Genomic DNA, 22,347 nt, shown 5'->3' on the forward strand with positions numbered 1-22,347 from the left:
CCACTATAGTAGCATAGTATAACGGAATTTTCTGCAAATATGATTTGTTACACTTACTTATTAATTTCCTCTCGTGTAATTTTAGTATTCAGGATTGATAGAATTAAAAATGAAGTCTTCATTCTGTGCGTGGGCCTAATCTATATATTGTTGGGTTTTTTAGCGAAAAAGAAAAATAACAAATACTTCTATCAGTAGCTAAAAAAAACCTAGACCATCCATATGGGTCTAGGTTTTTTTACTTTTGGTGCCTAATACTAATTAGAAAATGATGGATTTTACTTGATTTGGTTTAATTGTTAGGCTGAAGCTTCCATTTTGTTGTTCGATGGGTGCTAAGTTTTTTTCGTTTAGGTTTGCTTCGTGTGCTTGTTCGCTGCTTCCTTTTATGTTGAAGTCTGCTTGTTGTTCCTCAGCTGTTGGGTTGAAGAATCGCAAGACAAGACGGTCCTCTGTTTCGGCCTTTTTCAAGGTGCTGAGCACTGTTGACGGGCACGTTTCTTCCAGGAGACTAAACTGTAATGGCGTTGAAACGCCAGCTGGATTTAACTTCATGGCATTATACGGTATTTTATTATACGTCTGGATCGGGGTGGTAAATTCTTTTGCTGTGCGACCCACTTTTGCTGCGGCTGTCGTCGTTGCCCCAATATGGGTAGTGAGTGCGAAATCGAGCTTCAACCCACCAATCATTTGGGAATCCGGCGTCGGCAGCTTTATCCCGGATGGACGACCAGGTCGTCTTAGCATTTCTTCTTTTCCTAACACCCCAACACTGCGGAATAGGGTGATCGCAATTGTATCATCTTGCTCGCCGATGATTTCAAACTCTCGGGAACTATTGGTTAATACACATAGTCCATGGTTCTCATCAGATAAGCCGACAAACGAAAGCATCGGATAAATTGAATCGGGACGCTCATCCCAATTTTCTTCCTCCCAGTATGCCATAGCGGCATCATGTACATCGCGCTTGATCGACCCAAATTGATTGTCTGCAACCGAGAAGGAAGAGGTAATCCCTGTTGGAATTAAGACACGTAATCGATGATCCTTTGCTTGGTTATGAATGTTGGCTTCCACTTTCATGATCGGCTGGTGGTTCGGAATCGTGATCTTCCAATCAACCTCAACAAAGCGATCAACCTGTTTTAATTTCCGCTTTTCTAAATCACCAGGTACTTCTAGCTTCACATGAATATCTAGCTGAGCGGAATATTGATTCTGGATGATTTTTACGTCGGCTTCCACTTTATCACTATATATAAGCTGTTCATTTAGCAGTGGTGAAAAATCATACTCATCGCCATCATCGCCGCCATTTTCTAGCAACAGTACCTGGTTGAATTCTTTTTCGAGCACCTTGTCCCAAATATTCAGTGTTCCATTTGGATTGACGGAGACCGCATAATAATCAGTTTCTACAACATCTTTTTTGACTATTGTATGTGACATCGCGTTCTCTGCGTTGACAATAAAGAATGTTTGATAGCCCATCGCCGGAATCGTAGTTTGTAATTGGATCGTATATTGGAAAAATGGATCATAGTTGCCGTAGTGTACGATTTGTCGGTCAATCAAGCCTGGATCTAGTTCTACTTTTTCCAACACTTCAAAAGGAATCGTTGTTCCAGCGCCATCCTCTAATGTAAAGGAAGGAAGCTTCGTGATCACGGTGGTCGTAACAACCTCATTACGTTCATATGGAAGCAAATTGAAGGCGGTAAGGCGATCCTCAGTCCGGTCTGTCTGAATCGAGTCCGTGATTTTCCGCTTGTAGTGCTCAATCAGTTGATCTGTTTTCTCCTCAGCGAGGAAGAAGCGGTTCATGATCTCGCGGTGTACCTTATCAGAGCAGCAACAGCCAATACTATCATGGGCATGGTTTTTCATGATTTCTTTCCAAATTAACTCAATCAAGCCATGATGGTATTCGAAATCGAGTGAATAGGCAATTGACGCTAGAGGTTCAAGAACATTGGTGAGTTTATTTTCAATCCTAGCGTTAGCTGCCTTAATATCCATTCTGGTGGAAAAGATGCTTCGGTGAACGCGCATGTATTTCCCATCTAAAAATTCACCCTGAATCGTCGGTAACGCTTGATTCTTTTCAATTTCGGAAAAAACATTTTCATATTTGCTTAAGAAAAATTCGCGATCAGGATATAAACGTTTTAATTTTTCGATAATCGTAAAGATATTTTGTTGGATGGGCATTTGATCATGCCCATTTGGGAGAATAATATGTTCTGTTGTGGCGCCGCGATCAAGGACGGTAAAGTATTTATCGATGCGTGCCTGTAGTTGTTCCTCATCCTCGGGCAGATACTTTCCAATTGCATAGCCGAGTGGGAAGAGCTGCACCAATACCTTCGATCCATCCTCACTCTCCCAGTGGAATTCCGTTTTATCTGTTCCGTGCCGCTCTGAGGTTCCACGCCAGAATATTGAATAGTGAATATCAAAGCCATTGAGGATTTGTGGCATTTGTGCTGATTGGCCAAAGGAATCGGGTAAGTAGCCAATCTTCATCGCTTGCCCAAATTCTTCACAGTCCTTTAAACCATAGAGGAGATTCCGGACGATTGACTCCCCGCCGATGACCATCTCATCGGTTTGCGTATACCAGGGTCCTATGATTAGCTTTCCTGCCTGTACAAGCCTTTTGACGCGCTCCTTGTTCTCTGGTTTGACGGCAAAATAGTCTTCGAGAATAGAAGTTTGACCGTCTAAAACGTAGTAAGGATAATCGGGATTATTCTCGAGCATTTCCAAAATTTCTTCCATGTTATTAACGAGTAAAATTCTCGATTCTTCGGTGGAAAAGTACCACTCCCTGTCCCAATGCATATGGGGTACGATATGAACTTTTTTCATGATGCCCTCCAAATATCAATGGTACCTAGGGAAGTTTTCTCTAGGTACCATATTATTTTTAAAAATTGTTCTAGCTTAAGCTGCTTTTTGTGTGGTTATATTCGTTTTTTTTTCCTTGTTGAGTTTGTTTTTTCTAGTAACGATTAATAAGATTGTTGAGATGATGGCCCCGATTAAGGCTGCTCCAAGCCAGATACTTGCTGCTACTAAAGCGGGCTTGCCATTTAATAAGGCTAACGAGAAAATACCGGCCCCAGGGACATTCAAACCAATATTAAAGTAAGCAACAATCGCACCTGTTACGGCGGATCCGGCAATCAGGGAAGGGATCACCCGTAATGGGTCATTAATCATAAATGGAATAGCCCCTTCAGTGATCCCGGCTAGACCAAGCAACCAGGTTTGTTTACCGATTTCTTGTTCTTGTTTGTTAAAATACTGCTTGCCAATTATCGTTGCCCCTGTGACAGAAAAAGCGGACACCATCTTGACTGAGGCAAAGGCTGCATACGGGATGAAATTCCCGCTTGCCATTGCTCCGATACAGAAGGTGTAAGCTGCCTTATTGACTGGACCGCCGAGGTCAAAGGAAACCATGGCTCCAAGAATTGCACCTAAAATCAGAGCATTTGTACCAGAGAGGCTGCCGAGCCAATCGATTAATGATTGGTTGATCCAAGCGAGCGGTTCGCCAATAACAAATAGCATGATCGAACCAACCACTAGCGTTCCGACAACTGGGTAGACCCAGAAGCTAATAAATCCAGCAAAGGTTCCTTTTGGTTGTATCTTTTTCTTCAAAAATTTTAAGAAGAAACCGGCCAGGAAACCACCGAGCATCCCGCCAAGGAAGCCACTGCCGATGAGATTAGCGGCAACCCCGGCCGCGAAACCAGGTCCAAGGGCAGGTTTATCGGCAATCGAGTAGGCCATATATGCTGCTAATATAGGTACCATTAGTTGGCCGAGGAGACCACCGCCGAGTTGTCTTAATAACCACAGCCATGAGCCTTCTTTTGCATAAAGATCCTGAAGGTCGAACGCCTGCGAGATTAATACGGCAGCGGCTAATGTCATTCCCCCTGCCACAATTACTGGGATGATGTAGGAAATCCCAGTTAAAATTGAGTCTTTGATCTCTGTTTTAAATGATTTTTCACCATTGTCATCATCGGAAGATGCCTCAGTTTGGGCTGGGTTATATGGTTTCTTCGGTTGTTTGTCTGCTTTTTCCAGTGCTTGTTGGATTAAGCCAGTCGCATTTCGTAATGGTGTGGCCACGGATGTTTTCACCTTGGGAAGGTGACCAAACCTTTCTTCGCTTTTGATGGCGACATCATTAGCAAAGATTATTGCGTCCGCTTTTTTCAAAAGAGCTGTGGTATGGCGGTCTTCGATTCCATTAGCCCCTTGCTTTTCAACAAACACATCCACACCGAGTTCTTTCCCCGCCTTGATAAGTGCTTCAGCTGCCATATAAGTATGGGCGATTCCAGCAGGACAAGCGGTAATGGCTAAGATCGTTTTGTTTATTTTCTTTACAACTTTTTGTTCGGATTTTGTATCTGTTTGATCCAGTTGAGTGAATAGTTCAGTATTCGTTTTTGCGGTTAACAACCGTTCCTTGTACGCTTCGTTAGATAGTCTTTTCACAAACTCAGCCAGGAGTGCAAGGTGGGTCGAGCCTGCTTCGTTCTCCGGGATAGCGAGTAAGATAACCAACTGTACCCGGTTAGTGGGATCAATGCTTTCCCAATCGGTCAATGGTTGTTTTAAGGTTGCGATGGCAAAGGCCGCTTCCTTGACGGTGGTTGATTTTCCGTGTGGGATGGCTAGTCCGCCTTCAAAGCCTGTTGGAGAAAGTGTTTCTCTATCTAAAACAGATTGAAGAAAATCGTCTTCAGAATATAATTTGCCAGCTTCACCGAGCTGTTTAACTAAGTACTGGATGACTTCCTGTTTGGAATGGAACGTCTTTCCGGTACTGATCAGGCTAGGTGAGGTAAGTGCTTGTAGCTGCATGATATATACCTCCTTGTTTGGTGGTGTAAGTGTTTTCATTTCATGTTGTTATCGTATCAAAAAAAAAATAAGAAGAGTGATTCTTCTTATTTTTACACATTCGCTATGGGATAAAGCGGTTTCATGTGTATATGTACACATTTTTAAAAATGATCCCAATAATATTGTGATAATGCTTGTAAGAGAATCATTATCGGGGTTCGATCGGTGATATTGTAGCCATTCTTGATTTTTTTGGGAGTGAAGCAATAGAGATTGATAACTGCCACCTCTTGAAGCGAGTTACGTGTAAAATGGGTTAATGAAATGATCGGGATCCCTTTCTCTGAGGCGCGTTTCGCGATTTCAAGAGTTTGCGGCGTTTCTCCGGATAGACTGATCAAAAAGAGCACATCTTGCTGATTCATTTGATCAATCATGTGAACCGTTTCATGTCGATGAATATAATGGATGGCTGTTTTTCCACCTACTCGCAAATTCCGAACCATGATTTCACAAAAATCGGCTGTATCACCAACACCGAAGAAAAGCACATGCTTGGCATCATGAAGGATTTTGGCGGTCGTTTCAATGCGTTCCATATCGATGAGTTCAAAGGTTTTTTGGATTAAAGAGTAGGAACTATCTTCAGGAGCTTTGGTCGATTCTAGTTCTTCTTTAATACTATTTTTCAGGTGTGAAAAGCCATCATACCCTAGTTTTTTCGATAAGCGCGTTATCGTATTTGGGACTGTATAGAGGTTAGCCGCCAAGCTTTGAATTGATTGGGAAACAAAGCTTTGTTTGTTTTGTTCAATATATTCGATAATTTGGTCGTCTGTATCATTTAACTTATATTCAAACTTATGAACACGTTCGATAAATTTCATCTTTTTCTCCCCAGATATTGACCTTTCATCTATTATAACAAATCACATTCAAATTTCATTAAGGATACAGAGGAACAGACTATGAAAATATTAGCCACTACGGATTCCTTTAAGGGAGCATTCCCATTGGAGGCAATGAAGGTGAATGCAGGAGGATTTTTTACAGGTGTGGGAATAGTTCCGGATTCGTGTCAAAAATCAGAATCGGTTATGATAGAGTATAGAATATATCCACACAAATAGGGAGGGCATGAGCATGTTAGGTGCAATAGAAGCAGGTGGAACAAAATTTATCTGTGCAGTAGGCGAAGCGGACGGGACGATTCATGAGCGAATTCAGATTCCGACCACTGTCCCTGCGGAAACGATGCAAAGGGTAGTAGAATTTTTCCAGGCCTATCCACTCGAAGCGATTGGGGTGGGGTCATTTGGGCCAATCGATGTTAATCCAGAAAGCCCGACCTATGGCTATATAACCTCCACGCCTAAACTTGCCTGGAAGGATTATCCGATTGTGCAAACGTTAAAGGATGCCTTCGCTGTTCCGGTCGGATTTACCACCGACGTCAATGGGGCGGCACTTGGCGAAGCGACCCTCGGTGCCGCGAAAGGGTTGGATAGCTGTTTGTATATTACCGTTGGAACCGGGATTGGCGCAGGGGCGATCGTTCGCGGCGAGGTCCTTGAGGGACTGTCACACCCGGAAATGGGGCATATTTTACTCAGACGTCACCCGAACGATCCGTACCAAGGAAAATGTCCATATCATCATGATTGCTTAGAAGGCTTGGCGGCGGGTCCGGCCCTTGAGGAGCGTTGGGGTGAAAAGGGAATCGACTTGGTTGACCGACACGAAGTTTGGGATCTAGAAGGCTACTATCTGGCGCAAGCCCTGATGCAATATATCTTGATTCTTTCCCCGAAAAAGATTATTCTTGGTGGCGGAGTGAGCAATCAACCGCAAGTGTTCACGGCAATTTATCAATATTTACCTGAGCTCCTTCAGGGGTATGTCCACATACCAGAGCTTTCAACGTATATTGTCAGCCCGGGATTGGGCAATGACGCCGGTATTACCGGGGCGCTATTGTTGGCTGATCGGGCGTTGACGAAGAACTAACAGTGCTGCTTTTTTGGAAAAAAAACTTCATCAACGAGGAGGGTGAATCAAATGGCATGGACGATTACGAGTTCAGATAAACAACAGGTTGATCGTTTTGGGATTACCCTCGATCAAGTCCGTCTCCCGAATGGCGAGGAAAAGAGCTTTTCCTATTTGGATTTTGCAAAGGGTGTCTGCATCCTGCCGATCACTAACGAGAAGGAAGTTGTCTGTATCAAACAATACCGCCATGCCCTTAACAGCTGGCAGTGGGAATTACCAGCGGGTATGATCGACGGCGATGGACTTGCTCCACTTGAGGTCGCCAAAAAAGAGCTCAAGGAAGAAACCGGCTATGTGGCGAACCATTGGCTGGAATTGGGGAGCTTTTATCCATCTCCAGGCTCCACGACGGAGGAAATATTTTTGTTTGCAGCAGCGGGCTTAACAGCGAACGCACAGCAGTTAGAAGCGAGTGAACAAATTGAATTACATAAGATTCCTATGGAAGAACTGAAAAATCTTGTGGTCAGCGGTGAATTTAAGCATGGTGCCGGGCTTGCGGCAATCTTGCGTTATAAATTTATGACGGATTAAACATCAAAGAGGAGGTCATTTTTTTGCAACCGTTATTTTTACAACCAGTTTTTAAAGAAAGAATTTGGGGCGGTACTACATTAAAGGAAGAATTCGGTTATCAGATTCCAACCGAAAATACGGGGGAGTGCTGGGCGATATCGGCGCATCCGAATGGACCGTCTGTGATTGAAAATGGTCCGTTTGCTGGGATGTCTTTGGACAATCTTTGGCGCGAGCATCCTGAACTGTTCGGCAATTCGAAGGAAGCAGTGTTTCCACTGTTAACAAAAATTCTCGATGCCAACATGGATTTGTCTGTGCAGGTTCATCCGAATGATGACTATGCCAAAGTCAATGAAAACGGCGAACTTGGTAAAACAGAGTGCTGGTATATTATCGACTGTAAAGAAGGCGCCGATATGATTTTCGGCCATAATGCCCGTTCGAAGGAAGAATTGGTGGCGCAAATTGAGGCAGGCAATTGGAACGATTTACTTCGTCGTGTAAAAATTAAGCCGGGTGACTTTTTCTATGTGCCAAGCGGAACAATCCATGCTTTATGTGAGGGGACGCTAGTCTTAGAAACACAGCAAAGCTCTGACACGACGTACCGTGTTTATGACTATGATCGGAAGGATGCAGACGGCAATCTGCGTGAGTTACATTTAGCAAAAGCGATTGAAGTGACAACGGTACCGCATCAGGACGCGGCTAGCTTTCCAAGCGTTAAGGATGGTGCTAATGCAACGATCACAACATTTGTAGAGTCAGAGTTTTTCACAGTGTTTAAGTGGGATATCCATGGGAAAGCCGAGTTTGCCTTCAACGATCATTATTTGCTACTTAGTGTAATTAAGGGAGAGGGAGCCCTTCTACATAATGGTGAACGCTATGAGTTGAAAAAAGGGACGAATCTAATTATTCCAGTCGGGTTTGGCGAGTTTGAAATTGATGGTGCTTGTGAATTGATCGTGTCGCATACGTAAGTCATTTTTCAAAAAAGCGGAAGGGCTCCTTAGATGGGGGGCCTCCGCTTTTTTTGCTGTTGCGCCATTCGCGGGGTAATTGGATAAATCGCGGCCTTGAGTGAAGCAGGGCTCAGGTGCATGAGCTGGCTTCCGCCCAGAATGGGGAGAGCTTTATTCGTTTAGTGGAAACAAACTAGTAAGATCGCATTTCTCTTGAAGGCGGTCAGAACAGCTGCAAGCAATGCCTTCCTCTGTGGACAAGTGCATTGCTTTTTTTCTGTAGGAACGGGTGAATTTCCTCATGAGTGACTAATTTCTGTGATGATTGTGGATAGATAGTGGAATCTGTCCACACGGTGTGTGCATGTGGATAAAAAAAGACCTACCGTGAGAGTATTATCCACAAAAGTGTGAATGAGTGTAAGCCTTTTCTTACTTGTCCACAGGCGTGTCGTTCATTTATTAGTGGAAGCTGGTGCCGGATTTATCGCGCGATTATTGCCGATTTCTTAGCTGCTTTGAAACTTTTCCAATAACAGTTCGTATGTATACCAATAGGTCAGAAGGAAAACAATCTTTTTAAACGTGAAAATATAAACGAATGAAGGTGATGAAAATAGATGGAAGCAAGAGAAGAATTATTGAAACAACTAGCCGCCATTGAAAAGTGGGAGAGCGGCCAGAGTGATCTGTGGATTTGGGACAAGTTAGGACGCCTGCCATTTAAACTGCTTGATAAAATTACGCCAAAATTTATTCACAACAAGGTTGGTTCCTTACTGGATGAAATGGGCGCCTATGTGCAAACTGGAGGTAGCTATTTAATAAAAGAAAATAATCTCTTTCATTTAATCGAAAAAGAAACGGGCACCCCCATCCAAGCTGTTGCCGATATCAAGGATATTCCCTTAGCCGCGATGAATAAGCTGAGCCAAGAGCTTACCGAACAAAGAAAGAAGTTCGCCACGATCCAAGGTGCCAGCACTGGAATCGGCGGAATCTTTACGCTTGCAATCGATATTCCGGCACTAATGGCTATTTCCTTAAAAACCTTACAGGAAATAGCGATCATCCATGGCTATGATCCGAATGAAAAAAGTGAGCGGATTTTTATTGTAAAGTGCCTGCAATTTTCATCCGCTGATATCGTCGGTAAGAATGCTATCTTAAAGGAGCTTTCTAGCTATTACCAGCAAGGCGGTGGTTCCGCGGAGATGATGTCACAGCTGCAGGGCTGGCGGGAAGTCGTCTATACCTATCGAGACCAATTCGGCTGGAAAAAGCTTTTTCAAATGGTCCCTGTTGCTGGAATGATCTTCGGGGCATTCACTAATCGCTCGATGATTAACGATCTTGCGGAGACAGGAATCATGTTATATCGAAAAAGAAAAATCATGGAGAGGCTAGCACCTGGTTCTACGCCAGAAGTGGGTTCGAGGTAATGAAGCAAAACCTCCTCCATTTTCCATATGTTAGTCCTCACACATTCAAGATTATCGTTATAATATCGAAGAAAAACTCTTAATAAAATAAGGGTTTTTCTTTTATTATTTGGACTATGGTAAACCGACGAATTAACAAAGAAATAATATATCTAGGCTATTATTAATTTCATGTAAAGTTTATCCTAAGTTTTCCTAAAAAAAGAAACCGGCTAACTTCTCTGATGTATAGTATTTTTATAAATCTAATTGAGGTGAACTGGATAAATGGCATCTATGAAAAAGGCATCAAAGCAACAAAAGAAACGTTCAAAAAAAGGTTCTCGTAAACTATCACTACGGATGAAACTTTGGGGAAGCTACCTCATTATCATCCTTTTTTTTGCGATACTAACATTTGTTGCCTACAAGAACATAACCCAATTAAATAATCAAATGCATATGTTTGGAAATTCAAGCGTACCAAAAGTGGAATTAATTGGAAACCTGAAAGAGGATGTTTCAAGTGTAAGTATGTATACTACTCAGTATGCCTATGACCAAGAGAGTAAGGATAAATCATCCATTGCAGCCAATTTACATAAGGATTTAAGAAATACAAGAAAACATATTGATGAATTGAAAAAGGAAACGGGCGGGGCGGAAGAGAAGAAGCAATTAGCTGTATTTGATCAAAACTTTAAGCAGTATTCTGATGCCATTCCAAAGTTTATGGCCAATTCGATAACAGGGAATGACCAAGCAATCGCAAAACAGATGGAGATTTTACTGCCACTTAGAGAAAAAACGATTGTATCGCTCAATCAACTTCAAAGCGCTATCCGTCAAGACACCCAATCGATGGTAAAGGAGTCAGAACAAAGTTCTTCACGGGCAATCAGTCAATTAATTATTGCCTCCCTGATTGTGGCCCTATTTAGTATATTAGTTGCTTTCCTCATTACGAAAATAATTAGAAGATCTGTTAATGGGGTAGTGAAAAATGTAGATACAACGATCCATTCGATTTCAGAAATTAAAAGGTCGATTGATAAAACGGTAAACAGTTCAGGCGAACTGGATCTTTCCATGAATAAAGCAAACCATTCCGTAAGCGAGCTGGTCGCGTCCATTCAATCAGTGGCGGGAAATACCCATGTGACGGCTTCCAATGTGGATGAAATCTCGGCTGCAGTGGAACAAATGAGCACGTCTATTCAGTTAGTGTCTGGGAGTACAGAGACCCTTTCTGTCTCTGCGGAAGAATCATCGGCGATCATTCAAGAAATGATGGCTTCCATTGAACAAGTGGCTGGAAGTGTGAGCAATGCCGGCATGAGCGTGGAAGAAATTTCTGCAGCTATTGAGGAAATGAGTAAATCAATTAAAGTGGTAAGTGAGAATGCAGTCAATTTGACACGAATGGCGGATCAAACATTCGAAACGGTAGAGGAAATGGTCGGTTCTATTAAGCAAGTCGCCGGGAGTACTCAAACAGTGAACTTGCTCAGCCAATCTGTTAAGGAAGATGCAGTTGAAGGAACTCGCTCCTTGAATGAAACATTAGTTAGTATGAAAGAAATTTCACAGGTGATCAACCAGGCAAGTGATGTCATGAAGGAATTAGGAAAAAGTTCAGAGGAAATTGGCAGCATTATTGAGATTATTGATGACATTGCCGATCAAACCAACCTATTAGCACTGAATGCAGCCATAGAAGCTGCACGTGCTGGAGAACAAGGGAAAGGATTTGCGGTGGTGGCGGAAGAGGTCCGGAAATTGGCAGAACGTTCTGCAAAGGCAACAAAGGAGATTGCTGTGCGTATAAGAGGGATTCAGGAGGAAACCGCTGTTGCTATAACCTCTATTCAAGAAGGGGAACAAAGGGTTAAAGTGGGAAATCAATTGGCAGAACAAACCAATCAAGCGATTAGAAAGATTTCTGAGGGAATTGCTCAAGTTACAGTCGAAGTGAATCAAATTGCCAAAGCGACGGAAGAGCAAACCAAAAATAGTGAATTTATAACAAAAGCTGTTGAGAATGTGACAAAGCAAGCTGAAATGATGACTAGCGCAACAAAGGAACAAACGATGACTGCTGAGGAAATAGTCAGAGGCATTACCACTACAAAAGATCAATTTCAACAAATATCTATTGCAACAGGGGAGCAAGTGAAGGGGAGTCATGCCGTCATTTCGGCCGTTGACCATGTCATGAATCAGACAAGCGCTGTGAAAAGTGCAACGAAGGAACAGGCTCTGACGGCCGGAGAAATTGTGATGAATATAAATCATATTAAGGATATGGTCCAGCAAATGATGACTGCCACAATTCAGCAGGTATCATATGGACAGGAAATTAAACTAGAAGTAGAACATGTCCTGAAACAAACGGAAGAGTTAAATGCCGGGATAGAGATACAAAGTAAAGAAGTTGTAGAGGTTGTTCAGGCCATTAGGGAAGTGAATGCACGAATGGAAAAAATTAAATAAGCAGCTAGCTTAGAAGGTAGAAAAAAGGAGTTCTATAACACGTGCTCTGCATTAATCAGGGCGGTATCAAAGCCGGAAGCAAGCATGAGCGATTTACCATCGCCCCTACAAGAACGAGGCCAAGAAACCAAACTATTTTTATTAATAAAAAGGAAGGCGCCTTCGATGGGGCGTCTTTTGGCCTTGGCTATTCCACTTTCTAGGAATCTAGTTACAGGAGTAAATGATTGATGAGTTTAATCCATCCGAAAACCGCAAGCCACAATGGGACACTTAAAGTCGCTCCCCAAAACAATCCAACGAAAAGATTTCCGCGCTTGTCCATGAAATCCACTCCCCAAGAGTTTTATCACGCAGGTCATGGTTGTAGGGTTTCCAAAAAAGTAAACATGAATACATCATTACTTCTATATCAACAGAAGGATAGAGTTGAAGTGAGTAAAAAAAATGAAGGTAAACGATGGAGAGTATTCTTTTTGGTTGGAATACTGTTAAGCATAGAACTATCATAACAAAGACGTGAAGTGAGAAAGAGAGAAATCTGTCAGGAGCTGACTAGGAATTGTCGACAAAAAGTTGGAGGGATTTCTAAGACTGTACAATTTATGGTTGAAGTAGATTGGACGAACGACCAAGGAGATCTTGTGTAGGCGACTCGTGCTGTTGCGTAATAAACGTAGTGGAGACATGTTTATTACGCAACAGCCTCATAAAATGTATCTAACTGGTTACTCAAAAATATCCTAGCAAAATGATTGGCCTATTCCAATGAACGTGATGGACCTACATTTGGTTAATGGGATTTCGTGTAAACGCGACACTGTTATTGTTGAAAACCCTTACAATTCATTCGATGAATTTTTCGATTTCCTTCAGCAAATCTGATGTCTCCATTCCAAGATCGGCTGCAATATAGCTGATTGTTGTTAAACTAAGCTCGTGTATCCCTTTTTTGATTTTCTGCATTTGTCGCTGGGCTCTTATCCCTTGAAACTGTGTCTCTTCTGTATTATGGGATTTTCTTAGTGAATCGGAAACGTAAATGTGTATCGTTTTTTTCACTGATACCCACTCCCTTCTGAGGCTTAAAAATGGTATGTCAGAATAACTTATCTCTCTCTTCTATTAGACAACAATTGGGACTTTATTACCATAAACATTTATCCACAACTTTCGACATTATTCTTGCCATTCCTGTAATTTCTAGCGTATCAATATAAAAAGGACTCCCCGAGTCCTTTTTATGTTTTTAAAATATAGGAATTTAAAAGCTTTGACTTTGAGAATGGTCTAGCTCCAGACGTCGTGCGCTTTTCTTACCTTAAGTTGCTGGATGGGCGCAAAGTACTTGGTTTCGCCCCTTTTTCTTGGCTGAATAAACAGCCGTAAATACGGCTTAATTACTTCCTAAGTAGAAGTGATGACTATTTTTCACATAGCGGGCACCCCATGATGGGTGCCCGCTAAAAGTCGTTTTGTCACCCTGGCTCAACCTAAAACTGATAATACCGTCGTAATAAATAAGAAATCCACTTACACTCTGGATGATTGCGAACATTCTCCAGTAGTCCACGCACCACCGCCTGCGGGTAAGTTGATGCAATCAACTGCTCCTTTAGTAAAAGCAGCGACTCCTTTTCCACCGATTCCTCCAACTCGTCTACCTTTTGATCGATAAAATTGCGGAGCTGCTCCTTTGTGACCTCTCCTAACAGCGGCTGCTCCATCAGCTGCCACAGCTCCGGTGAAATAAATGGAACAGTCATTTGCCGCGCTAATAAATTGGTTTTTTCAACAAGCGATTGTGCCAATACCTTCAGATCAAGCGGGACATTATAGAACAGAAATAAGGAAGAATAGGTATTCATAAAGCCCTTGATACAGTAAATTAAATCATACTTAATTCGGTTGACTGTTTCACCATATAAGCGTTCTATCAACGATAAAAACATTCTTTCCGATAATTTATCGTAATATTGCATTTTAACAATGAACTCTTCATTAAAAGTATGCGATTGTTCTTTAATGAAGAGTTTGGCAAAATCTGAATGCTTATGAAATGACTCAAACATCGCATAATAAAATGTATATAGAAGTTCCGCATCATCATCGATGTTATTGACTATATAGTCAATGTTCGAGGTGATTTGAATCATAAAATGATCAATTAGGGCTAAGATCAATTCATCTTTAGACTTAAAAGATAAATAAAATGCGCCCTTGGAAATTCCACAATAATCTGTTATTTGTTGGACCGTGGTCGTGGCAAACCCTTGCTTCGCAAAAAGCTCTAGCGCTTTTTCCATGATTAATTGTTTTTTTATCATTGTAACTGATCGCTCCTATGGGTCTTTTGTTTGACAAATGACTCGTTGGTCATTATTATAGGTAAATGAGCTTAATAAGTCAATTTAGGGTAGGTGTAATAGTGAGAGGTTTAGTGAATTTTGTCTTAACGAATAAATTAGCCGTCTGGCTTCTTACCATCATTATCACGGTTTCTGGTATTTATTCAGGAACACGGATGAATATGGAGACGATCCCAGATATTTCAATCCCATACCTAATGGTTACGGAAGTATATCCTGGGGCAACACCAGAAAAAGTGATGGAAGACGTGTCGATGCCAATCGAGCATGCGGTCGATGGCTTAGACCACGTGAAATCCGTTTATTCCAATTCTTATGCGAATATGTCTAGTATTCAAGTTGAATACGAATACGGCATTGATATGGATGAGGCCAAGCGTGCCTTAGAATCAGCATTAGATGCAGTGAAATTACCTGAAGGGGCACAAGAGCCAACCACAACGGCGATTAGCATGAACATGATGCCGGTTGCAGCCCTCAGTGTAAGTAGTAAAACAGAGGATATTGTTGAATTAACGTCAACGGTTGAGGATATTATCCTTCCAAAACTGGAGAAAATAGAGGGCGTTGCCTCTGCAACGATCACTGGTCAACACGTGGAAGAAGTTGACCTCACGTATAATCAAGCAAAAATGAAGGAACTTGGCTTAACAGCAGATAAAGTCAAGGAAATGATCCAAGCTAGTGACATGTCTGTTTCATTAGGACTTTATGAGTTTAAAGAAGGTGAGCAAGCTGTTGCGATTGACGGTAAGTTCATGACAGCGGATGAATTAAAGAATATGCTCATTCCTGTCACACCATCTGCAACTCAGCAAGCTCCATTTGTGAAACTTAGCGATATTGCTTCGATTGAAACCATTGGTAAAGTTCAATCCGTTTCAAGGACAAATGGTAAAGAAGCGATTGCCATCCAAATTGTCAAAGAACAACAGGCAAACACTGTCGATGTTGTCAATAGTGTGAAAGAGGTAATCAAGGATCAAAAGGCAAAAATCGATGGGCTTGTGATCGATCTATCGCTTGACCAAGGAAAACCAATCGAAGATTCCGTTAAAACGATGGTGGAAAAAGCGTTATTCGGTGGATTAATCGCCGTGTTAATCATCCTGCTTTTCCTACGTGACTTCAAATCAACGATTATTTCGATTGTTTCGATCCCTGTTTCGATTTTCATGGCGCTCTTAATCCTTCATTGGATGGATATCACCCTGAATATTATGACACTTGGGGCAATCACGGTTGCCATCGGTCGGGTAATCGATGACTCCATTGTGGTTGTCGAAAATATTTACCGCCGTCTTCACTTAAAGGATGAGAAGCTTAATGGCCGTGCTCTCGTTCGTGAAGCTACGATTGAAATGTTCAAACCAATTCTATCTTCAACATTAGTAACGGTAGCAGTATTTGCTCCATTAATTTTCGTTGGCGGTATGGTGGGTGAATTGTTTACCCCGTTCGCACTAACGATGTCGTTTGCCCTTGGTGCTTCCTTACTAGTGGCGATTACAATTGTTCCGGCGCTATCACACTTCTTATTTAAGAAGAAGCTTTACGGTGAAAAAACAGAAAAAGGCCATAAAGAAGCTGGAAAGTTGTCCAATTGGTACAAAGGCGTTCTTGCAAAAGCTCTAAACCATAAGATCATTACCTCGATTTTGGCGATTGTGCTTTTAGCAGGAAGTTTGGCGTTAACTCCATTAATTGGCTTCAGCTTTATGGGTAGTGAAGAAGATAAAGTCATGTATTTAACGTACACGCCAGAAGCTGGTGAACTGAAGGATGAAACATTAGCCAACGTTAAAGTAGTCGAAGAAAAGATGCTCAAACGCGAAGATATAGATATCGTCCAATTATCTGTCACCGAAGCTGGTGACATGACGAATGCTATGATGGGCGGCGGAGGCGGAGGCGGTGCCTTAATGTACCTCATCTTCGATCCAGACATGGATAATTTCCAAGAAGTTCGCGATAAAATTGAAGACTATGTGAAGAACATTGACCAATCTGGTGAGTGGAAATCACAAAACTTTACTTCTGCTACGGGCGCAACAAACGAGGTTAGCTATACCTTCTATAGTGAGGATTTAGATAAACTGAATCAATCCGTTAAAATGGTTGAAAAATCAATGAAGAAAAATGACGGTTTAAAAGATGTTTCTTCTAGTGCTGAGGATGCATATGTCGAGTATACCTTTAAGGTAGCCCAGGATGAGCTCCTGCAATATGGCTTAACAACTGGACAGCTCGTCATGATGTTAAATCCGACGAAAGCAACAGATGTGTTAACTACCGTGGAAAAAGACGGTGACACCTTAGATGTAATTGTACAACAGGAACAAGCGGCAACACCGCAATCAATTGATGAGCTATTAGCAACACCTGTTCCGACCGCCTTAGGTACAACGATGCCACTTTCTGAGCTTGTGACCGTGAAAAAGGGCACAACCCTTAATACATTGGCACGTAGTAAAGGCGAATACTATGCAACAGTTTCCGGAACGATTATTGATAAAGATATTTCGAAAACAACCGCAAAAGTGGAAAAAGATATTGATAAATTAGATCTACCAAAAGGCGTAACGGTTGACGTGGCAGGGGTTCAAGCTGATATGAGTGAAACGTTCACTCAACTTGGTCTAGCAATGGCTGCGGCAATTGCCATCGTCTACTTCATTCTTGTGGTAACTTTCCGTGAGGGTGTCGCTCCATTTGCGATCCTGTTCTCGTTACCATTTGCCGTAATTGGTTCATTCGCAGGCTTATATCTTGGCGGAGAAACCATCTCTGTATCGGTCATGATGGGTCTATTGATGTTAATCGGGATTGTCGTCACGAACGCGATCGTACTCGTCGACCGAATTATTCATATGGAACGCGATGGTATGAATATGCGTGAAGCAGTCCTTGAAGCGGGTGCTACTCGTCTTCGTCCAATCCTGATGACGGCAATTGCTACTATTGGTGCATTGCTTCCATTAGCACTTGGTTCAGGCGGAGGCGGTTTAATCTCGAAGGGTCTAGGTATTACCGTAATCGGCGGTTTAACAAGTTCAACGTTATTAACGTTAATCATTGTCCCAATCGTTTATGAAGTATTATCGAAGCTATTCAGGAAAAACCGAAAAGAAGTATCAGATAATTAATCTGAAAAGCCCTACAAGATCTTTGGTCTTGTAGGGCTTTTTTAAGCCGAAAATATAACTGTTTCGATTAAAGTATACATACACTGTTACTATTGAAGAGCGTAATGGAAGATTATTTTTGGGAAAAATAGTGCCAATTCGATTAAGAATGGCACTGATTAAAGGGATTACCTATCTTGCTGATCGACATTGAGCTCGATTAAATTCCCATCAGGGTCGGCGCAAAATATCTGTGCAAAGCCACTTTTACTGGTGGGCTTCTCTAAGATCTCTACCTCATTTTTCTTCAACCATGCCACCGTATCATCATAATTCTTTACGCGTAGAGCAAAATGACCTTCGCGACTGCTCAAATAATTATCCTTACGAATGGTTTGCGAGGTAGGCAGGACAATCAGGTGAAGTTGCTGGTTCTCAACTGCATACCAGGCGCCGGTGAAATCAAAATCGGGCCGCTGGATCTCCAGCAAACATAAGACGCTACCATAAAACTGTTTTGCCCGTGCTAAATCGGTTACGGTTAGACTCACATGATGGAGCCCACTATATTTAATCAATGTAATCATCTCCTTAAAAATGATTATAACGATTCACACTTCGATTTTCCCGATTTTATGATATATCAGTCTAGTAAAGTTTTAATCTAGTTACATAAAATGTTATTTACATTTGAAAAGAGCAGGAGTATTATTATCACAGTTTCAAATTCTTAAATCGCTGAAACCAATCAGGTACGGGGGAACCATTTTTATGGATTAATCAATAATCCATGGGGTGAATCCATTCAAGGTAGGGCTACTCTAGGCCCGAACCCGACAGCTAACCTCGTAAGCGTTATATGAGAAGGAAGGTGGAGCTTGTGACACATGAAAATGAATGTGCCTACAGGTCTTTTTACTTTGACTTGTAGGCACTTTTTTTGTGTAAAAAAATATTACTCTGATTAAAAACTAGATAAAAGGGTAATATCAAACAAACTTTATTGTATCGTTGGGGTGAATACTGAATGATTTCAGTCTTGAAAAGGTTTTTAATTGGACGTCCATTGAAGTCCAATGAACTGGGTGAACAAAAACTGAACAAAGCAAAGGCGTTAGCGATCCTTTCATCTGATGCCTTATCGTCAGTGGCCTATGGCCCTGAACAAATTTTGATCGTATTAGTTACTTTAGGCGCCGTGGCATTTTGGTATTCGATTCCCATTGCTGTGGGCGTGTTAATCTTATTAGCAGCACTGATCATGTCGTATAGGCAAATCATCTTTGCTTATCCACACGGTGGAGGAGCCTATGTTGTTTCGAAAAAGAACTTAGGCGTCAATTCGGGCCTCATCGCAGGTGGTTCGCTATTGGTCGACTACATTTTAACGGTTGCGGTAAGTGTATCGGCAGGAACGGACGCGATTACATCAGCCTTTCCGACCCTCCATGGGTTCAATGTACAGATTGCCATTGTGTTTGTGATTTTGATTACCATATTAAATTTACGAGGTGTAACGGAGTCTGCTTCCGTCTTAGCTTACCCTGTATATTTATTTGTCTTAGCGTTATTCATTTTAATTGGTGTGGGAATTTATAAAATTATCACCGGTGACGTGTCACCTGATTTACACACTCCTATTGGCACACCGGTTGTAGGGATTAGTTTATTTATTCTTTTACGGGCATTTGCTTCTGGAAGCTCCGCGTTAACTGGGGTGGAGGCGATCTCGAATGCCATTCCGAATTTCAAGGATCCGGCCCCAAATAATGCGGCGAAAACATTATTGATGATGGGGGGCTTATTGGCCCTATTATTTTCAGGGATTATCTTTATTGCTTACTATTATGGGGTGACGCCAAGGGCAGAAGTAACCGTCATTTCCCAGATTGCGGAAGAAATCTTTGGCCGGAATTTCATGTACTTTTTTGTTCAGGGGACGACAGCATTAATCTTAATCCTTGCTGCTAATACCGGCTATTCTGCGTTCCCATTGCTGGCTGTTAATCTAGCGAAAGATAAGTTTATCCCAAGGATGTTTCTGATTAGAGGAGATCGATTAGGCTATTCAAATGGGATTATTATGCTTGCTGTCTCTTCGATTATTTTAATAATGGTGTTTCACGCAAAAACCGAGCATTTGATTCCGCTTTATGCAGTTGGGGTGTTTATTCCCTTTACACTGGCTCAAACCGGAATGATTGTGAAATGGCTGCGGGAAAAGCCACAAGGCTGGCTTCCAAAACTGATCGTCAATACCATCGGTGCAATCATTAGTTTCACTGTCATGATGATCTTCTTTTTAACGAAATTCTCACAAGTATGGCCGGTGTTAGTGTTCATCCCGTTGATCATTTTACTATTCCATCGGATTGGCAAGCATTACGAATCCGTTGGTGATCAGCTTAGGTTGACCACTTGTGAACCGATTGTTCAGATTGAAGGAAATGTGCTGGTGGTTCCCGTTGCTGGCATGACCAATGTGGTAGCCAATTCCTTAAATTATGCAAAGTCCATCTCTGCGGATCAAATTCTTGCTGTCTATGTTTCATTTGATCGAGAAGATGAGAAAAAGTTTGAAGAGAAGTGGATGAAGTGGCAGCCTGATGTAAGGTTGGTGACGCTGCACTCTCATTATCGAAGTATTATTAATCCATTAACTAAATTTGTTGATACCGTGGAACATAAGGCAAGTGAATCGAACTACCGAGTCACAGTGGTCATCCCACAATTTATTCCAAAGAAGGGCTGGCACAATATTCTTCATAACCAATCCAGTTTACTGATTCGTTCCTTCTTGCTGTATCGGAGAAATGTCATTGTCACAACAGTTCCTTATCATTTGAAAAAATAAGAATGATTGAAATAGAAGTTTTATTTAGGCAGCTCTTCAAGATAAAGAGCTGCCTTTTGTATGAGGAAAAAGAAGGTCAAGGAGGAAAATAACTCGATCCGATAGAATGTAATGACATATGTTTTTTATAGGATTTTATGTTAGAGAACGGATTTACACTGACACTATAATAGGTTAAAATAAGAACAAACGTTCTTTTTGAAAAGGGGATCATACGATGCAGCTTCATTTCTATGATGAGAGGTTTAAAACTCTCATCGATCACTATCAAATAACTGAGGACCAACTGCGTTTTACCGGCAGGCCAACCGATTGTATTAAGCTATCTGCCACAGATATTGATCGGTATTCGATCTTAGCAATGGAAGAAGATCAGGTTGTCACTTTTTTTGATTTACATAAAAATGAAGGTGCTAAACCTTACTCGGATAATGAACATGCGATTGTAATTAGATCCTTTTCCACCGATTTTCGCCATCTTGGCAAGGGATATGCCAAAATGGCCTTACGACTGCTGCCGGAGTTTATCAGAAAACACTTTCGTGAGATTGACGAAATTGTCTTAGCGGTTAATGTGCAGAACGAAGTGGCTCAAGGACTATATAAAGCATGTGGCTATATTGATGAGGGAGAGCGAATGATGGGACCTAGAGGGGAACTGATCGTGATGAGTTATTATTTGTAAGCGCTAAAAGTATAAAAAGGAGTGGTCAAAAGATGCGGACAGAACAGGAAATGATCGATCTTGTGTTGCGAGTGGCCGAGCAAGATGAGCGCGTCCGTGCTGTTGCCATGAATGGATCGAGAACCAATCCCAATGCTCGAAAAGATCCATTCCAGGATTTTGATATTGTCTACCTTGTAACAGACATGGAGTCATTCCTTCAGGAGGAAAGCTGGATTAACGTCTTTGGAGAGAAAATCATCATGCAAACGCCTGAGGGGATGTCGTTGTTTCCACCACAGCTTGGAGGCCGGTTTACCTATTTAATGCTCTTTTTAGATGGGAACCGGATCGATTTGATGCTCGTCCCAATCGAAGCAAAGGATGCCTATTGCCAGGAGGACAGATTAACGTTTATTTTGCTTGATAAGGATGACTGTCTCCCTGCACTTCCACGACCAACGGATGAACAGTACTGGGTAAAGCGTCCATCTGCTGAATTCTTTGCTGATTGCTGTAATGAATTTTGGTGGGTATCCACCTATGTCGCCAAAGGCTTATGGAGACGGGAAATTCTTTATGCCCAGGAGCACCTTAATCAACCTGTTCGGTCGATGCTTATGAAGATGCTGGAATGGCAGGTTGGTATTCAAACCGACTTTTCCGTGAGTATAGGAAAAAGTGGCAAATATTTAGAGAAGTACCTTTCTGATGAGTGCTGGACCGAGCTTCTAACTACCTATGCAAATGGTAGTTATGAGGCTGTCTGGAAAGCATTATTTGCCTCGTGTAATTTATTTCGAAGAACAGCCCAGACTGTGGCGGACCAGTTGGATTTTGTTTACCCGAGTGAGGAAGATCAGCGTGTAACGGCCTATTTAAAACATATTGAAGGGCTCCCGCCAGACGCGACAGAAATCTATTTAAGGTAGAAATATTTATCCTTAGCATATTCGTGCTTTAGAAATCATATCAAGCCCTCCATTTGCTGATAGGTTGAGGGC

General features: G+C 41.9%; 16 protein-coding genes and 1 riboswitch. Of the genes, 10 read left to right on the forward strand and 6 right to left on the reverse strand.

The genetic code is table 11. From position 1 onward, the window contains the following. Positions 1-261: 261 nt before the first annotated feature. The 3 genes from mngB to TY15_RS08065 all read right to left on the reverse strand — a co-directional run bounded on the left by mngB (position 262) and on the right by TY15_RS08065 (position 5,768). Positions 262-2,877: a mannosylglycerate hydrolase gene (gene mngB / locus TY15_RS08055; RefSeq protein WP_040203545.1), complete on the reverse strand. Its 2,616-nt coding sequence runs from the start codon at positions 2,875-2,877 to the stop codon at positions 262-264. 75 nt (positions 2,878-2,952) lie between these two features. Beyond that, positions 2,953-4,899, reverse strand: coding sequence for a PTS 2-O-a-mannosyl-D-glycerate transporter subunit IIABC (gene mngA, locus TY15_RS08060; protein WP_040203546.1), 1,947 nt, complete (start codon positions 4,897-4,899; stop codon positions 2,953-2,955). Between the two features lie 143 nt (positions 4,900-5,042). Next, positions 5,043-5,768: a MurR/RpiR family transcriptional regulator gene (locus TY15_RS08065; RefSeq protein ID WP_040203548.1), complete on the reverse strand. Its 726-nt coding sequence runs from the start codon at positions 5,766-5,768 to the stop codon at positions 5,043-5,045. 256 nt (positions 5,769-6,024) lie between these two features. Here TY15_RS08065 and TY15_RS08070 point away from each other — a divergent pair, with 256 nt between their 5' ends. From TY15_RS08070 to TY15_RS24205, 6 genes are all read left to right on the forward strand, one after another. Beyond that, on the forward strand, positions 6,025-6,888 hold the full coding sequence (locus TY15_RS08070; RefSeq protein ID WP_040203549.1) for an ROK family protein: 864 nt from the start codon (positions 6,025-6,027) through the stop codon (positions 6,886-6,888). Positions 6,889-6,939: 51 nt separating this feature from the next. Continuing rightward, positions 6,940-7,467: an NUDIX domain-containing protein gene (locus tag TY15_RS08075; protein WP_040203551.1), complete on the forward strand. Its 528-nt coding sequence runs from the start codon at positions 6,940-6,942 to the stop codon at positions 7,465-7,467. A 23-nt stretch (positions 7,468-7,490) separates the two neighbouring features. Further along, positions 7,491-8,435 carry a mannose-6-phosphate isomerase, class I gene (gene manA, locus TY15_RS08080; protein WP_042374304.1) on the forward strand — a complete coding sequence of 315 codons (945 nt, stop codon included), beginning with the start codon at positions 7,491-7,493 and terminating at the stop codon, positions 8,433-8,435. Between the two features lie 602 nt (positions 8,436-9,037). After that, positions 9,038-9,859 carry an EcsC family protein gene (locus tag TY15_RS08085; protein WP_040203555.1) on the forward strand — a complete coding sequence of 274 codons (822 nt, stop codon included), beginning with the start codon at positions 9,038-9,040 and terminating at the stop codon, positions 9,857-9,859. Between the two features lie 267 nt (positions 9,860-10,126). Next, positions 10,127-12,331, forward strand: a complete 2,205-nt coding sequence (locus tag TY15_RS08090; protein ID WP_052353726.1) for a methyl-accepting chemotaxis protein — start codon at positions 10,127-10,129, stop codon at positions 12,329-12,331. A 230-nt stretch (positions 12,332-12,561) separates the two neighbouring features. Next, entirely contained in the window at positions 12,562-12,843 is a 282-nt protein-coding gene (locus tag TY15_RS24205) for a hypothetical protein (protein ID WP_040203556.1), read from the forward strand. Positions 12,844-13,177: 334 nt separating this feature from the next. On the opposite strand, the gene TY15_RS08100 is transcribed toward TY15_RS24205, so the two are convergent. Beyond that, a complete protein-coding gene (locus tag TY15_RS08100; protein WP_040203557.1) occupies positions 13,178-13,393 on the reverse strand; it encodes a hypothetical protein in 216 nt (71 codons plus the stop codon). 431 nt (positions 13,394-13,824) lie between these two features. Then, positions 13,825-14,658, reverse strand: a complete 834-nt coding sequence (locus TY15_RS08105) for a TetR/AcrR family transcriptional regulator (RefSeq protein WP_040203558.1) — start codon at positions 14,656-14,658, stop codon at positions 13,825-13,827. A 101-nt stretch (positions 14,659-14,759) separates the two neighbouring features. On the opposite strand from TY15_RS08105, the gene TY15_RS08110 reads away from it, so the two are divergent. Then, complete coding sequence (locus TY15_RS08110) at positions 14,760-17,846, forward strand: efflux RND transporter permease subunit (RefSeq protein ID WP_040203560.1); 3,087 nt, start codon at positions 14,760-14,762, stop codon at positions 17,844-17,846. 167 nt (positions 17,847-18,013) lie between these two features. Here the strand turns inward: TY15_RS08110 and TY15_RS08115 are convergent, their stop codons facing one another. Continuing rightward, positions 18,014-18,403: a VOC family protein gene (locus tag TY15_RS08115; RefSeq protein WP_040203562.1), complete on the reverse strand. Its 390-nt coding sequence runs from the start codon at positions 18,401-18,403 to the stop codon at positions 18,014-18,016. Between the two features lie 148 nt (positions 18,404-18,551). After that, positions 18,552-18,696, forward strand: a riboswitch (cyclic di-AMP (ydaO/yuaA leader). Between the two features lie 156 nt (positions 18,697-18,852). Between TY15_RS08115 and TY15_RS08120 the strand changes: the two genes are divergently transcribed. From TY15_RS08120 to TY15_RS08130, 3 genes are all read left to right on the forward strand, one after another. Then, a complete protein-coding gene (locus tag TY15_RS08120; protein WP_040203563.1) occupies positions 18,853-20,679 on the forward strand; it encodes an APC family permease in 1,827 nt (608 codons plus the stop codon). 217 nt (positions 20,680-20,896) lie between these two features. Then, entirely contained in the window at positions 20,897-21,364 is a 468-nt protein-coding gene (locus tag TY15_RS08125) for a GNAT family N-acetyltransferase (RefSeq protein ID WP_040203565.1), read from the forward strand. Positions 21,365-21,396: 32 nt separating this feature from the next. Then, a complete protein-coding gene (locus TY15_RS08130) occupies positions 21,397-22,275 on the forward strand; it encodes an aminoglycoside 6-adenylyltransferase (protein WP_040203567.1) in 879 nt (292 codons plus the stop codon). Positions 22,276-22,347: the final 72 nt, after the last annotated feature.

This window comes from Neobacillus jeddahensis (assembly GCF_000612625.1).
GTDB classification, from domain to species: Bacteria; Bacillota; Bacilli; order Bacillales; family Cytobacillaceae; genus Neobacillus; species Neobacillus jeddahensis.

Coding starts and splice junctions, on each gene's coding strand:
- TY15_RS08130 (WP_040203567.1), top strand. CDS start 21,397: ATGCGGACAGAACAGGAAATGATCGATCTTGTGTTGCGAGTGGCCGAG.
- TY15_RS24205 (WP_040203556.1), top strand. CDS start 12,562: ATGAGTTTAATCCATCCGAAAACCGCAAGCCACAATGGGACACTTAAA.
- TY15_RS08065 (WP_040203548.1), bottom strand. CDS start 5,768: ATGAAATTTATCGAACGTGTTCATAAGTTTGAATATAAGTTAAATGAT.
- TY15_RS08105 (WP_040203558.1), bottom strand. CDS start 14,658: ATGATAAAAAAACAATTAATCATGGAAAAAGCGCTAGAGCTTTTTGCG.
- TY15_RS08085 (WP_040203555.1), top strand. CDS start 9,038: ATGGAAGCAAGAGAAGAATTATTGAAACAACTAGCCGCCATTGAAAAG.
- TY15_RS08090 (WP_052353726.1), top strand. CDS start 10,127: ATGGCATCTATGAAAAAGGCATCAAAGCAACAAAAGAAACGTTCAAAA.
- TY15_RS08075 (WP_040203551.1), top strand. CDS start 6,940: ATGGCATGGACGATTACGAGTTCAGATAAACAACAGGTTGATCGTTTT.
- TY15_RS08125 (WP_040203565.1), top strand. CDS start 20,897: ATGCAGCTTCATTTCTATGATGAGAGGTTTAAAACTCTCATCGATCAC.
- mngA (WP_040203546.1), bottom strand. CDS start 4,899: ATGCAGCTACAAGCACTTACCTCACCTAGCCTGATCAGTACCGGAAAG.
- mngB (WP_040203545.1), bottom strand. CDS start 2,877: ATGAAAAAAGTTCATATCGTACCCCATATGCATTGGGACAGGGAGTGG.
- TY15_RS08120 (WP_040203563.1), top strand. CDS start 18,853: ATGATTTCAGTCTTGAAAAGGTTTTTAATTGGACGTCCATTGAAGTCC.
- TY15_RS08070 (WP_040203549.1), top strand. CDS start 6,025: ATGTTAGGTGCAATAGAAGCAGGTGGAACAAAATTTATCTGTGCAGTA.